The organism is Rhodococcus sp. 2H158, assembly GCF_053764755.1.
Window position 1 is genome coordinate 156,103 of record NZ_JBSNCE010000006.1, and the last position, 12,211, is coordinate 168,313.

At 72.2% G+C, this 12,211-nt stretch carries 12 protein-coding genes and 1 pseudogene; 5 read left to right on the forward strand and 8 right to left on the reverse strand.

Going from position 1 to position 12,211, the window contains the following annotated elements; translation table 11 throughout:
* The 3 genes from ACWPOB_RS07750 to ACWPOB_RS07760 all read right to left on the reverse strand — a co-directional run bounded on the left by ACWPOB_RS07750 (position 1) and on the right by ACWPOB_RS07760 (position 2,862).
* Positions 1-762, reverse strand: coding sequence for a 3-hydroxyacyl-CoA dehydrogenase (locus tag ACWPOB_RS07750; protein WP_455400429.1), 762 nt, complete (start codon positions 760-762; stop codon positions 1-3).
* Between the two features lie 27 nt (positions 763-789).
* Positions 790-1,983: a thiolase family protein gene (locus ACWPOB_RS07755; RefSeq protein ID WP_455400430.1), complete on the reverse strand. Its 1,194-nt coding sequence runs from the start codon at positions 1,981-1,983 to the stop codon at positions 790-792.
* Positions 1,984-2,061: 78 nt separating this feature from the next.
* Entirely contained in the window at positions 2,062-2,862 is an 801-nt protein-coding gene (locus tag ACWPOB_RS07760) for a crotonase/enoyl-CoA hydratase family protein (protein ID WP_100057528.1), read from the reverse strand.
* A gap of 208 nt (positions 2,863-3,070) precedes the next feature.
* Between ACWPOB_RS07760 and ACWPOB_RS07765 the strand changes: the two genes are divergently transcribed.
* Together ACWPOB_RS07765 and ACWPOB_RS07770 are read left to right on the forward strand one after the other, a co-directional pair.
* The gene (locus ACWPOB_RS07765) at positions 3,071-4,039 is read left to right on the forward strand and encodes an NADPH:quinone oxidoreductase family protein (RefSeq protein ID WP_455400431.1); all 969 of its coding nucleotides are present in this window, start codon (positions 3,071-3,073) and stop codon (positions 4,037-4,039) included.
* Positions 4,040-4,106: 67 nt separating this feature from the next.
* The gene (locus tag ACWPOB_RS07770; protein ID WP_455400432.1) at positions 4,107-4,889 is read left to right on the forward strand and encodes an enoyl-CoA hydratase; all 783 of its coding nucleotides are present in this window, start codon (positions 4,107-4,109) and stop codon (positions 4,887-4,889) included.
* Between the two features lie 9 nt (positions 4,890-4,898).
* Here the strand turns inward: ACWPOB_RS07770 and ACWPOB_RS07775 are convergent, their stop codons facing one another.
* From ACWPOB_RS07775 to ACWPOB_RS07790, 4 genes are all read right to left on the reverse strand, one after another.
* A complete protein-coding gene (locus tag ACWPOB_RS07775) occupies positions 4,899-5,546 on the reverse strand; it encodes a TetR/AcrR family transcriptional regulator (RefSeq protein ID WP_072633913.1) in 648 nt (215 codons plus the stop codon).
* Positions 5,547-5,643: 97 nt separating this feature from the next.
* Positions 5,644-6,306, reverse strand: coding sequence for a histidine phosphatase family protein (locus tag ACWPOB_RS07780; RefSeq protein WP_006944632.1), 663 nt, complete (start codon positions 6,304-6,306; stop codon positions 5,644-5,646).
* The gene (gene pheA / locus ACWPOB_RS07785; protein ID WP_455400433.1) at positions 6,303-7,217 is read right to left on the reverse strand and encodes a prephenate dehydratase; all 915 of its coding nucleotides are present in this window, start codon (positions 7,215-7,217) and stop codon (positions 6,303-6,305) included. Before pheA ends, ACWPOB_RS07780 begins: the two co-directional genes overlap by 4 nt.
* Positions 7,218-7,288: 71 nt before the next feature.
* Positions 7,289-7,993 (reverse strand): hypothetical protein, encoded by a 705-nt coding sequence (locus tag ACWPOB_RS07790; protein WP_455400434.1) that lies wholly within the window; start codon positions 7,991-7,993, stop codon positions 7,289-7,291.
* Positions 7,994-8,075: 82 nt separating this feature from the next.
* On the opposite strand from ACWPOB_RS07790, the gene ACWPOB_RS07795 reads away from it, so the two are divergent.
* Complete coding sequence (locus ACWPOB_RS07795; RefSeq protein WP_455400435.1) at positions 8,076-8,882, forward strand: DUF2470 domain-containing protein; 807 nt, start codon at positions 8,076-8,078, stop codon at positions 8,880-8,882.
* A 72-nt stretch (positions 8,883-8,954) separates the two neighbouring features.
* Positions 8,955-11,027: pseudogene (locus tag ACWPOB_RS07800) on the forward strand (protein kinase domain-containing protein); the annotation flags it as partial.
* A gap of 204 nt (positions 11,028-11,231) precedes the next feature.
* Here the strand turns inward: ACWPOB_RS07800 and ACWPOB_RS07805 are convergent.
* Positions 11,232-11,501 (reverse strand): hypothetical protein, encoded by a 270-nt coding sequence (locus ACWPOB_RS07805; protein ID WP_006944638.1) that lies wholly within the window; start codon positions 11,499-11,501, stop codon positions 11,232-11,234.
* Between the two features lie 583 nt (positions 11,502-12,084).
* On the opposite strand from ACWPOB_RS07805, the gene ACWPOB_RS07810 reads away from it, so the two are divergent.
* Positions 12,085-12,192 carry a helix-turn-helix transcriptional regulator gene (locus ACWPOB_RS07810; RefSeq protein WP_455400436.1) on the forward strand — a complete coding sequence of 36 codons (108 nt, stop codon included), beginning with the start codon at positions 12,085-12,087 and terminating at the stop codon, positions 12,190-12,192.
* Positions 12,193-12,211: the final 19 nt, after the last annotated feature.

Consider the following 12,211-nt stretch of genomic DNA (forward strand, 5'->3'; position numbering starts at 1 on the left):
TCAGCGCGGGGCCATGCGGATGGCACCGTCGAGGCGGATGACCTCGCCGTTGAGCATCGGGTTGGAGACGATGTGCGCGGCCAGTGCGCCGTACTCGGACGGGTCGCCGAGGCGGGCCGGGTGGGGCACCTGCTGACCGAGCGAGGCCTGCGCCTCCTCCGGCAGGGAGCCGAGGAGCGGGGTCTTGAACAGGCCGGGGGCGATGGTGACGACGCGGATCAGCAGCGACGCGAGATCGCGGGCGATCGGCAGGGTCATGCCGACCACGCCGCCCTTGGACGCGGAGTAGGCGGCCTGGCCGATCTGGCCGTCGAACGCGGCGACGGAGGCGGTGTTGATGATGACGCCGCGCTCGCCGTCGATCGGCTCGGTCTTGGCGATGCGCTCGGCGGCCAGGCGGATCACGTTGAACGTACCGACGAGATTCACGTTGATGATCTTGGTGAAGTCGGCGAGCGGGAACGCGCCCTTCTTGCTCACGGTCTTGATGGCGTTGCCGATGCCGGCGCAGTTGACCGCGACGCGCAGCGGGCCGAGCGATTCGGCGAGGTCGAGGGCCTCGACGACGGCGGCCTCGTCGGTGACGTCGGCGGCGGCGAAGCGGACGCGGTCGCCGAGCTCCTTGGCGACGGTCTCACCGTTGGAGGAGGGCAGGTCGATGATGACGACCTGCGCGCCGTCGGCGAGCAGGGTCTTGACGGTGGCCAGACCGAGGCCGGAGGCACCGCCGGTGACGACGGCAACGCTGTCGTTGACGATCATGTGGTTCCTTTCGGATGTGGTTGCGGGTCAGAGACGTTCGATGATGGTGGCATTGGCCATGCCGGCGCCCTCGCACATGGTCTGCAGGCCGTACCGGCCGCCGGTGGCCTCGAGGTGGTGGACCAGGGTGGTCAGCAGCCGGGTGCCGGACGAGCCGAGGGCATGCCCGAGGGCGATCGCGCCGCCGCGCGGGTTGAGCCGGGCCGGATCCGCCCCGAACTCGTGCGCCCACATCAGCGGCACCGGGGCGAACGCCTCGTTGACCTCGTAGGCGTCGATGTCGTCGATGCCCAGACCCGACTTGGCCAGGATCTTCTTCGTCGCGGGGATGGGGGCGGTGAGCATGAACATCGGATCGTCGCCGACGACGGCGAAGGAATGGAACCGCGCCCGCGGGGTCAGGCCGAGCTTGGCCGCGGTCTCCTCGCTCATGATCAGCGCCGCCGACGCCCCGTCGGTCAGCGGCGACGAGTTGCCCGGGGTGATGTGCCAGCCGGCCTCCGGGAAGCGCGCGGCGTACGCCTCGGTGTAGAACGACGGCTTCAGCCCGGCCAGGGCCTCGGCGGTGGTGGCGGCGCGCACGGTCTCGTCGACGGTGTGCCGGACCTGCTCACCGGCGGCATTGGTGACCGTGATCGGGACGATCTCCTTGTCGAAGAAGCCGGCGGCGATCGCCTCGGCGGCCCGCTGGTGCGACTGCGCCGAGAACGTGTCGAGGGCCTCGCGGTCGAACTTCCACTTCGCGGCGATCAGCTCGGCGGAGATGCCCTGGTTGACCAGTCCCTCGGGGTAGCGGGCGGCGATGCCCGGGCCGGAGGCGTCCTGCCCCATCGACGAGGTCCCCATCGGCACGCGGCTCATCGACTCCACGCCGCACGCGATGACGATGTCGTACGCACCGGCGATGACGCCCTGGGCGGCGAAGTGGGCGGCCTGCTGGCTCGAGCCGCACTGCCGGTCGATGGTGGTGGCGGGCACCGACTCGGGGAAGCCGGCCGACAGCAGGGCGGTGCGGGAGATGTTCAGGGACTGCTCGCCCGCCTGGTTGACGCAGCCGCCGATGACGTCGTCGACGAGGGCGGGGTCGAGGTCGTTGCGCGAGGTGATCTCACGCAGCACGTGGGCGAGCAGCTCGACGGGATGGGTGCCGGACAGGGCGCCGCCGGGCTTGCCCTTGCCGACCGCGGTGCGGACCACGTCGACGATGACAGCGTTGGTCATGAGGAGTTCCTTTCGAGGGTTGGAGCGGCCCGGGTGCCCCGGAGGGGATCGACGAGACCCCGGGCCGAGATCAGGGGGTCAGCGACCCTTCCAGACCGGCTGCCGTTTCTGTGCGAACGCGGTCGGGCCTTCCTTGGCGTCGTCGCTGGTGAACACCACCTTCACCGCGGCGGCGTTGGCCTCCCACACACCCGGCTCCCAGTCGGCGCCGTGCGCGGTCCGGTGGATCATCGACTTCGATTCGCGCACCGAGAGCGGAGCGTTCGCGGCGATGGTCTCGGCCAGCCCGAGCGCCACCTCGAGCGCCGTGCCGTGCGGTGCGACCCGGTTGACCAGGCCCAGTTCCTTGCCCTGCGCGGCGGAGATCGGCTCACCGGTCAGCGCCAGTTCCAGCGCGACCTTGCGGGGGATCTGCTGTTGGAGCCGGATCACCCCGCCCGCAGCGGCGAAGAGACCTCGCTTGACCTCGGGCAGGCCCAGCTGGGCCTCCTCGTCGACGACGGCGAGGTCGGACGCGAGCACCAGCTCGGTGCCGCCGCCGAGGGCGAACCCGTTGACCGCGGCGATGGTCGGCTTGCTGATCCAGTGCTGGGCATAGCCGGCGAAACCCCATTCGGGGTGCCCCTCGGCGGAGATGCTCTCGCCCGTGGCGAGGGCCTTGAGGTCGGCGCCCGCGCAGAACGCGCGGCCCGCACCGGTGAGCACCACGACGCGCACGTCGTCGTCCGCCTCCGCCTGCTCGAGCAGCGTGCCGACCGCCGTCGCCAGCGCTGCGTTCACGGCGTTGAGCGCCCGGGGGCGGTTGAGCGTGATGACGGCGATGCCGCCACGCCGCTCGTACTGTGCGGCAGGTTCGGTAACGGTGGACTCGTCGGCCATGTGCGCCCCTATCGGATACAGTCGGCGTTACTTATCGATCGCTAAAGGACTACCACGGATCGATCGATCGGTCAATGGTCTGGTCTAACTAGCGTCCGATCAGCGGGTTCTGGTATGGATGAGGCCGTACGCGTGAGCCACGACACGCAGCCCCCGAAGACACGCAGCCCCCGAAACAGGCTCGGCCACCAGGACGGCAGGAGAACTCATGCAGGCGGTACAACTGACCGAAGCAACCGGGCCCGACGGCGTACGGCTCGTGGACCTTCCCGAGCCCGACGCGGATGGCCTCGTCGTCGTCGATCTGCACGCGGCCGGAGTCTCGTTCCCCGACCTGCTGCAGACCACAGCGAGCTACCAGGTCGTGCGCCCCCTGCCGTCCGTGCTCGGCGTCGAAGGCGCCGGCGTCGTGCGCACCGCCCCGGCCGGCAGCGGCCTGACCCCGGGGCAGCGCGTCGCCGTCCTCGCCACCGACGGCGCGTGGCAGCAGACCGTCGCGGTGGATCCGAAATCCGTCTTTCCGCTTCCCGATTCGGTATCCCTGACGGCCGGAGCCGGATTCCTCATGAACTACCTGACCGTCCACTTCGCGCTCGACGAACGCGCCCGCTACCGCGCCGGCGAGACGGTGCTCGTGCACGGCGCCGCAGGCGGGGTCGGCGTCGCCGCCCTGCAGGTCGCGGCCGCACTCGGACTCGAGACCATCGCGGTGGTGAGCACCGAGGAGAAGGCCGCGGTCGCGAAGGCCAACCGCGCCACCCACACCGTCGCCGTGGAGGGCTTCAAGGACCGGGTCCTCGAGCTCACCGGCGGACGCGGCGTCGACATCGTTCTCGATCCCGTCGGCGGCGACCGGTTCACCGACAGCCTGCGCAGCCTGGCACCGAACGGACGGGTCGTGGTCCTCGGCTTCACCGGCGGCGAGATCCCCACCGTCAAGGTGAATCGTCTTCTGCTCAAGAACATCTCGGTTCTCGGCGCCGGATGGGGCGAATACGTGCGTACCTTCCCCGGCTACACCGCCCAGCAATGGGCGCAGCTCGAGCCGCTGCTGCGCTCCGGGGCACTGCAGGTCCCCGAACCCACCGTCCACCCGATGACGCACGCCGCCGAGGCGCTGCGGTCGCTCGCACATCGCTCCGCCACCGGCAAGGTCGCCCTGGCGCTGCGCCCCTGACGTCCCGAGAGACCCTGACGTCCCGAGAGACCCTGACCGTCCCGAGAACCCGACCCCCGGAGGACCCATGACCATCGATCCCGTCGGCGTCGACGTCACCGTCGACGACGGCATCCTGCGCGTCACCCTCAACCGGCCCGCACGGATGAACGCCGTCACCACCGCCACCCTCGAGACCCTCGCCGGTGCCTTCGAGAAGCACGCCGGCGACGACGCCGTGCGCGTCGCGGTCCTCACCGGCACCGGTCGCGCCTTCTGCACCGGCGCCGACCTCGCCGGCAAGGATCTGTCCGCACCGCCGTCGGCCGGGACCATCGACGCCGCCAACCGCACCGTCGCCGCGATCCGCGCCTTCCCGCGTCCGGTCATCGGCGCCGTCAACGGCCCCGCCGCCGGCGTCGGCGTGTCCCTCGCCCTGGGCTGCGACCTCACCGTCGCGACCGAGTCCGCCTACCTGCTGCTCGCCTTCACCCGCATCGGCCTCATGCCCGACGGCGGCGCGACCGCACTCGTCGCCGCGTCGATCGGCCGTGCCCGTGCCCTGAAGATGGCACTGCTCGCCGAACGGCTGCCCGTCACCGAGGCATTCGCGGCCGGGCTGATCGCCGAGGTGCACCCCGACGACGACTTCGCCGCCGCCGTCGACGCGCTCGCCACCCGGCTCGCCGCCGGACCGGTCGAGGCCTTCCACTCCACCAAGGACGCGATCAACGACGCGACCCTCGGCGAGCTCGACAGCGCGTTCACCCGCGAGCGCGCCGGGCAGCTCGAGCTGTTGGCGTCCGCGGACTTCCACGAGGGCGTGAGCGCCTTCCAGGAGAAGCGGACGGCGGTGTTCGGCCGGAGCTGAGCCCGCCCGTCAGGGCTTCGAGGGAGGGGTGGCGCCGACCGTCTTGAGGGCGATCGCGACGTACTTGCGCGCCACCTCCTCCGGGCTCAGGGAGCCCTCGCGGTGGTACCACCGCGGGATGGACTGGCACATGCCGAGCAGCGCACGGGTCGTCTCGGCCGGGTCCTCGACGTCGAACGCCCCGCGCCGGGTCCCGTCCTCGACGATCTCGAAGACGAGCTTCTCGATCTCCTTGCGCACCGCGCGGTAGCGCTGCCGGTTCTCGGGGCTGAGGTAGCGCACCTCGCCCTCGAGGGCGGCGAGGCGGGGACGGTTCGTCATGCGCAGCACGATCGCCTCGATGGCGTTGGAGAGCCGCTGCACCGGATCGTCGCCGCCGTCGGCGTCGGCGGCGTAGGCCCGGGTCATCACGTCGCTGGTCGAGAGCTCGAGCAGCGCGATGAGCAGGCCTTCCTTGTTCTCGTGGTGGTAGTACAGCGCGGGAACGGTGACGCCGACCCGGCGGGCGATCTCCCGTACCGAGGTGCCGTGGAACCCGGTCTCGTAGAAGGCGTCGAGCGCCGCGGAGAGAATGGGGGTCAGCTCCATCGGCTCGAGGCGGCGCCAGTCCGGCGCAGCGACACCGTCCGCGACGGTGTCGTCGGTGGAAGTTCCCATTGCCGTACCCAACCTATCGATCGCTACATTCGGACGGCTCGAGGATACCTGTGCATCGGCAGCAGCCGGGACGCCTGCGCGGACGACGAGGTGGGGACTAGCCCATCGGGTCGTCGGCGCCGGCGCGTCCGGTGTCGTGGAACGGCGCCTGGAAGGTGCCCCAGCGCACGCACTCCCAGCCGCCGCCGGGCAGCGGGACCAGTTCGACGCTCTGGGTGTTGGCGAGGTGGTTGCTGGTCGCGAAGCTGCCCGGCACCCGGCCGAGGTGCGCGGCGACGAGGCGGATGGCGGCGCCGTGGCTGACCACCACGACGTCCCCCGAGCCGTCGTCGAGGTAGTCGGTGCGCAGCGACTCGACCACCGGCAGGTACCGGTCCAGGACGTCGAGGCCGGATTCGCCGCCGGGCACCCGGTCGCGCAGGTCGCCGGTGTGCCAGGACTCGTACACCTTCATGAACAGCGCGTGGGATTCCTCGTCGCTGCGGTCCTCGAGCTCACCGACCTGCACCTCGTGCAGGCCTTCGCGGACGACGGTGGTCACACGGGCGGCTAGCTCGACGTGCTCGGCGGTCTGCCGGGCGCGCAGGGCCTGCGAGGCGAACAGGGCTGTCGGCGGCTGCTGCGCGAAGCCCTGTCCGAGGGTGCGGGCCTGCGCGACGCCGAGGTCGGTCAGTTCGGCGCCCGGCAGCTTGGTGTCCAGGCGACGTGCGACATTCGCCACCGTCTGTCCGTGCCGGACCAGGATCAATCGGCCGCTCAACGCTCTTCCTCCCCGCGCCGCAGCCGTTGCAGCCACTGCGCATCCTCTTCGTCCGATACCGGGGCCACACCGTGCTGGGACACCGCCGCCCAGGAGCCGAGGAACCGCACCTGCGCGAAGCGGTGCAGCGCCTTGAGCGCCTCGGCGACGAGCGCGTCGTCGATGTGGCCGACACAGTCCAAGTGGAAAAAGTAGGTCCCGTATTCCTGGCGGGTAGGGCGGGACTCGATGCGGGTGAGGTCGATGCCGCGGGTGGCGAACTCGGTCATGGCCCGCACGAGGGAGCCCGGTTCGTTCGGCAGCTGCAGGATCACGGAGGTGCGGTCGACGCCGGTGCGCGCCGGTGTGGGGGCGGGCCGGGTGGCGAGCACGAACCGGGTGCGGGCGCCGGCGTGGTCGGCGACGCCGTCGGCGAGGACCGGCAGGCCGAGCCGCTGCCCGGCCAGGGCGGTGGACACGCCGGCGTCGGCCTTGCCGGCGGCGACGTCCTCGGCGGCGCCGGCATTGGACGAGGCGGCCACCACGTCGGCCTTCGGCATGTGGTCGGCGATCCACTGGCGCACCTGCGCGGCGGCCACCGGATAGGCGTGCACGGTGCGGACCTCGTCGAGCGTGATGCCCGGCCGGGCCACGACGGTGAAGGCGACGTCCAGCTCGGTTTCGGCCACGATCTGCAGGCGCGGGCCGACCGCGAGGGCGTCCATCGTGGGGGGCACCGAGCCCTCCACCGAGCTCTCGATGGGCACCACCGCGCCGTCGACCGCGCCGTCGCGCACGAGTTGCAGCGCCGCGGGCGGGCTGGCGGCCGACACCCGCTCGACCGGGCCGTCGAAGGTGCCGGCGTCCTCGAACCGGGCGAGGGCCATCTCCGTGAAGGTTCCGGTGGGGCCGAAGTAGGCGATGCGGGGCACGCCTAGAAGGGTACGCATCGAACGTGTCCGGGCCCTGTCATCGCGGCAACGGGGTCATCGCGGCAACGGGGTCATCGCGCCGACAGGCCGAGGGCTGCGAGGTCGCGCGCGACGCCGGCCGGGTCGTCGACCTCGACGGCGAGCAGGATCTCGCGCACGGCCGCGGCCGCCTCGGGGATCAGGGCGGTCAGGCGGCCGGGGTCGGGCGCGACGAGGGCGGCGCGCACGTCGTCGCCGCGCAGGGCCGCGACGGTGGCGGCGAGCAGGGCGAGCACCTCCTCGGCGTCGCGGGCTCGGGCGACGTAGCCGGTGCCGGCGTGGGCGAGGACGGACAGGAAGTCGGCGATCTCCCCCACGTCGCGTCCGGTGGGCAGGCCGGGGCTGTGCCCGGCGTCGACGAGTGTGCGGGCCGTCACGGGCAGGTCACCGGCGTCGACGTAGACGGTCAGAGGGGCGGGCACGGCGACGGCGAGCGCGTCGTCGAGGTCCGCCGCGGTGCAGTCGAGCTGGTAGCGGACCGGGACCGGACGCAAGCCGGCCAGGCGCTCCGCGTCGGGCGCGACGTCGAGTTCACCGACGATCCGCACCGCGCCGGTGGTCTCCCCGAGAACCTCGGTCAGCGTGGACACCGGCACCACGGGGTCGCCGAGCGCGTCGAGCGCGGGGGCGGCGAGCGCGTCGGCGAGGGTCGGATGCCGGCGGGTGAGCAGGGCGGTGAGCAGGCCGCGGGGCTCCTCGCGGGACGGCGGCATTCCAAGGGTGAGCGGGATCGGCACGTCTCCAGGCTAGTCGCCGGGGTGTTGCGACCCCGGTCACCATGACTTAGGTTTGCCTCACCTGCCATCCGAGGAGGATTCGATGCCGGCCACCACCGCCCGTTCCGCGCCCACGACCGCCGAAGCGGTCCGCACCGCCGTCGTCCGCACCGGCTCCGCCGCACTCGCCACCGGCTCCGCCGCACTCGCCACCGGCTCCGCCGTACTCGCCACCGACGGAGCCGCGCCCGTCACCGCGGTGCTGCACCACCTGCACAGCGACGGCGACCTGCTCGTCGTCGTCCCCGACGACTGTGCCGCCGTCGCGCTGACCTGGCAGCGCGGCGCCGCGGGCCTGCACTCCGTGCTGGAACTGACCGACCACTCGCCGCTGCGGCTGCGCAACCCCGTCCGCTCGCTCATCTGGCTCAGCGGCACCGCCCACGCCGTCGCCGAACCCCGCCGGCTCGCCGCCGACATCGCCGCGACCCTGCCCCACCCCGCGCTGCTCGACGTCGGGCACCGCGCCGAACTGCTGCGCCTGCGGCTCACGTCCGTCGTGGCCGCCGACACCACCGGCGCCGAGTCCGTGGAGGTCGCCGACGTCCTCGCGGCCGCGCCGGACCCCTTCGCGGCCGTCGAGTCCGCATGGTTGCAGCACCTCGAGCAGGACCACGGCGACCTCGTCCACCGCATCGCCCGGCACATCCCCGTCAACGACCGGCGCGGCCGCATCCGGCCTCTCGGCCTGGACCGCTACGGCCTGCGCCTGCGACTCGAGTCCGGCCGCGGCGACCACGACGTCCGGATTCCGTTTCCCGAACCCGCCGACGACGTCGAGTCCCTGAGCCGCGCCCTGCGCCGCCTCGTGGGCTGCCCGTTCGCCAACGGGCTGCGCGCCAGGCACTGATCGCCCCGCGCTTCGGCGGTATCCTCGAGTCAGCACTCTCCCGAGCGCGACGCACGCCGAAAGCCGGGAACCATGGCCGATTTCGATCCGGAAGCCACCCGCCCCGCGGGGCAGGGGATCGCGGCGGAACTCGCCGCGGCGGGGTTCGACGACGCCCTCGTCGTCGGCCGGGGCGGCTTCGGCGTCGTCTATCGGTGCCGGCAACGCTCCCTCGGGCGCACCGTCGCGATCAAGGTGCTCTCCTCCGACCTCGACGCCGAGAACCGCGAACGGTTTCTGCGCGAGGGGTTCGCGATGGGCGGGCTGTCCGGCCACCCGAACATCGTCAACATCCTCCAGGTGGGCGTCACCTCCACCGGCCGGCCGTACATCGTGATGCCCTATCACCCCAACGACTCGCTGGCGGTGCGGGTGCGCCGGGACGGGCCGATGCCGTGGTGGGACGTCGTCCGCGTCGGGGTCAAGCTCGCCGGCGCCCTCGAGACCGCCCACCGCGCCGGCACCCTGCACCGCGACGTCAAACCCGCCAACATTCTCGTCACCGAGTACGGCGAGCCGCAGCTCACCGACTTCGGCATCGCCCGCATCGCCGGCGGCTTCGAAACCGCCACCGGCGCGTTCACCGGATCGCTCGCCTTCACTGCACCCGAGGTGCTCGAGGGCAAGCCGCCCACCCCGGCCTCGGACATCTACGGTCTCGGCGCGGCCATGTTCGCCCTCATGACCGGTCGCGCCGCGTTCGAGCGACGCACGGGCGAGGAGATCATCGCGCAGTTCCTGCGCATCACCAGCCAGCCCATCCCGGACCTGCGCCCCCACGGCATCCCCGACGACGTGTGCGCCGCCATCGAGCACGCCATGTCCGTCGACCCGGCCCGCCGGCCCGCGACCGCGGCCGACTTCGGCCGCGAGCTGCAGCAGACCCAGGCCCGGCACGGCCGCCACGTCGACGACATGGCCCTGCCCGGCGAGCTGCGGTTCCACGACCAGCCGACGGGCCGGCACCCCCTCGCGAAACCCGTCACCGCCACACCCGTCACGGCCACCGCGGCACCCGTCAAACCCGCACCGCCGCGACCGAACGGTCCCCCACCGCCACCGCCACCGCCGCCCGGCCCACCCCGCCCGAGCGAACCCCCAGCGCGACGAACCATGCGGCTGCCGATGCTGCTCGCCGTGCTCGCCGTCGTGCTGCTCGCCGTCGCGGCCACGGCGGTCTACGTGGCGACACGGCAGGCCGGCGACGCCGGGACCGCCGCGGCCGGCGAGACCACCGAGGTCGCCCCGACCGCCGCGTGGCGACCGCTGCGCGACGCGCCCACCGCCCGCCAGCAGACCGCCGCCACCGTCGCCGACGGCACCGTGTGGGTGTTCGGCGGACTCGACAACAACGGGTCCACCGCCCGGGTGGAGGGCTACGACCCGGCCATCGACACCTGGAAGGTCGGACCCGATCTCCCCATCCCGCTCAACCACGCGATGGCCGTCGAGTACGCGGACGAGCTGGTGGTGCTCGGTGGCTGGGTGCCCGAGGGCGCCGACCTCACCGCCCGGCCGTCGGATCGGGTGTTCGCGCTGCGCGACGGGCAATGGACCGAACTACCGGCTATGCCGCAGGCGCGTGCCGCCGCTGCCGCCGTCACCATCGGGGACAGGATCTACGTGTTCGGCGGCCAGGCCGACGACACCCTCCTCGCCACGACCGACGTCTTCGACGGCAGCAGCTGGAGCACGGTCGCCGACCTCCCGACCCCGCGCGAGCACCTCGCCGCCACCACCGACGGCACCTACGCCTACGCCGTCGGCGGCCGGGACCTGGCCGCCGACAAGAACGTCGCCACCGTCGAGCGCTACGACCCCGCCACCGACACCTGGACGCAGCTTCCCGACATGCCCACCCCCCGCGGCGGGCTCGGCGTCACCCACCTCGACGGCCGCATCGTCGCCGTCGGCGGCGAGGAACCCACCCGCGTCCTCGCCGACGTCGAGGCGTTCGACCTGACCACCGGCACCTGGTCCGAGCTGCCACCGATGGGCGTCGCCCGGCACGGTCTCGTCGTCGCGACCGTGGGCACCACCGTCTACGCCGTCGACGGCGCGCAGCGGCCCACCCACGCGCAGTCCACCGCGTTGGCGGAGGCACTGGACTTCTGGTGAGAAGAGGCCGCTTCGCGGCCGGTGTGTCCTTTGGGCTGCCCCAGCCACCCGAAGGACACACCGCCGACCGGAGGTCCTCGTGGTCGGCCCACCGGCGACACGCCAGGCATGGACGGGAATGTCATCTCCGACGAACGACCGACGAGGACCCGTTCGAAGCTTGCACACCGCTCCGCGCCCGCACTCCGAGGGTCAGGGCTTCGGCGTGGCGGAACGTGCCCGCCACCAGCCCACCGCACCGGTGACCAGCAGCGCCCCCACGAGCGAGCCGATGATCCCGCTCGGCCGTAGCGACAGTCCGTCGCCGGCCAGAAGACTGACGAGCAGCCCGCCTACGAAGGACCCGGCGAGCCCGGCAGCGAAGGCGAGGGTCCAATCGATCCGCCCCGCCGACCTGCCCAGCAGCAACTGGGCCGCGGCGCCGACGACCATGCCGAACACGAGGATTCCGATGAGCAACATGGCGACAGCATAGACGCTGAGCTCGAATGCGAATGATTATCGGGGCGAACGTCTTTCGGGAATCTCGCCGCTGTGGTGTTCACCGCGGCCGACCGGAGGGACCCCGGACAGCGCACGTCGAGTGTGGCCCACCCGTTCGCCTCCACTGTCGCTGCGCTGGGAGACGTCCGTGAACTCACCCGTGCGCGGGAACTGCTCGACGGTGTGCCCGCGAGCGACGAGCACGGGGTCCCCTGGCCGGTCTACACGCGTATGGCGCGCGCCTTGCTCGTGGAGAGGTCGGTCAGGTCCGCCCGTGCGCTCGACCTGGCCGATCCGCTGCGGCACACCACGAACGTTCCCGTCGTCACGGCACTGACGGCGAAGTGGTATCGCCGTGCTCGTCACCCGAAACGCGCTGTCGAGGTGTCGGGCGACCTCTCCGGCGTGCAGCCTCTCGCGTTCGTCCAGGCGAGCCGCCTTGTCACCGCACGCCTCGTCCGGGCCGACGAGACGCTCGCGGCTGCTCGGGTACCGGCCGCCCGGCTGTCCGCCCGGGAGCGGGAGATCCTCGCCTACCTCCGCACCCCGATGACATCGGAGGATGGCCGCGCTGTTCGTGTCCGTGAACACCGTGCGAACCCCTCAGCGCTCGATCTACCGCAAACTGGGCATCAACTCCCGTCGTGACGCGATCAAGATCAGGATGTGAGAGGCCGGCCGCGACGCGG

Coding starts and splice junctions, on each gene's coding strand:
- ACWPOB_RS07755 (WP_455400430.1), bottom strand. CDS start 1,983: ATGACCAACGCTGTCATCGTCGACGTGGTCCGCACCGCGGTCGGCAAG.
- ACWPOB_RS07805 (WP_006944638.1), bottom strand. CDS start 11,501: ATGTTGCTCATCGGAATCCTCGTGTTCGGCATGGTCGTCGGCGCCGCG.
- ACWPOB_RS07795 (WP_455400435.1), top strand. CDS start 8,076: ATGCCGGCCACCACCGCCCGTTCCGCGCCCACGACCGCCGAAGCGGTC.
- ACWPOB_RS07775 (WP_072633913.1), bottom strand. CDS start 5,546: ATGGGAACTTCCACCGACGACACCGTCGCGGACGGTGTCGCTGCGCCG.
- ACWPOB_RS07770 (WP_455400432.1), top strand. CDS start 4,107: ATGACCATCGATCCCGTCGGCGTCGACGTCACCGTCGACGACGGCATC.
- ACWPOB_RS07765 (WP_455400431.1), top strand. CDS start 3,071: ATGCAGGCGGTACAACTGACCGAAGCAACCGGGCCCGACGGCGTACGG.
- ACWPOB_RS07760 (WP_100057528.1), bottom strand. CDS start 2,862: ATGGCCGACGAGTCCACCGTTACCGAACCTGCCGCACAGTACGAGCGG.
- ACWPOB_RS07750 (WP_455400429.1), bottom strand. CDS start 762: ATGATCGTCAACGACAGCGTTGCCGTCGTCACCGGCGGTGCCTCCGGC.
- ACWPOB_RS07810 (WP_455400436.1), top strand. CDS start 12,085: ATGGCCGCGCTGTTCGTGTCCGTGAACACCGTGCGAACCCCTCAGCGC.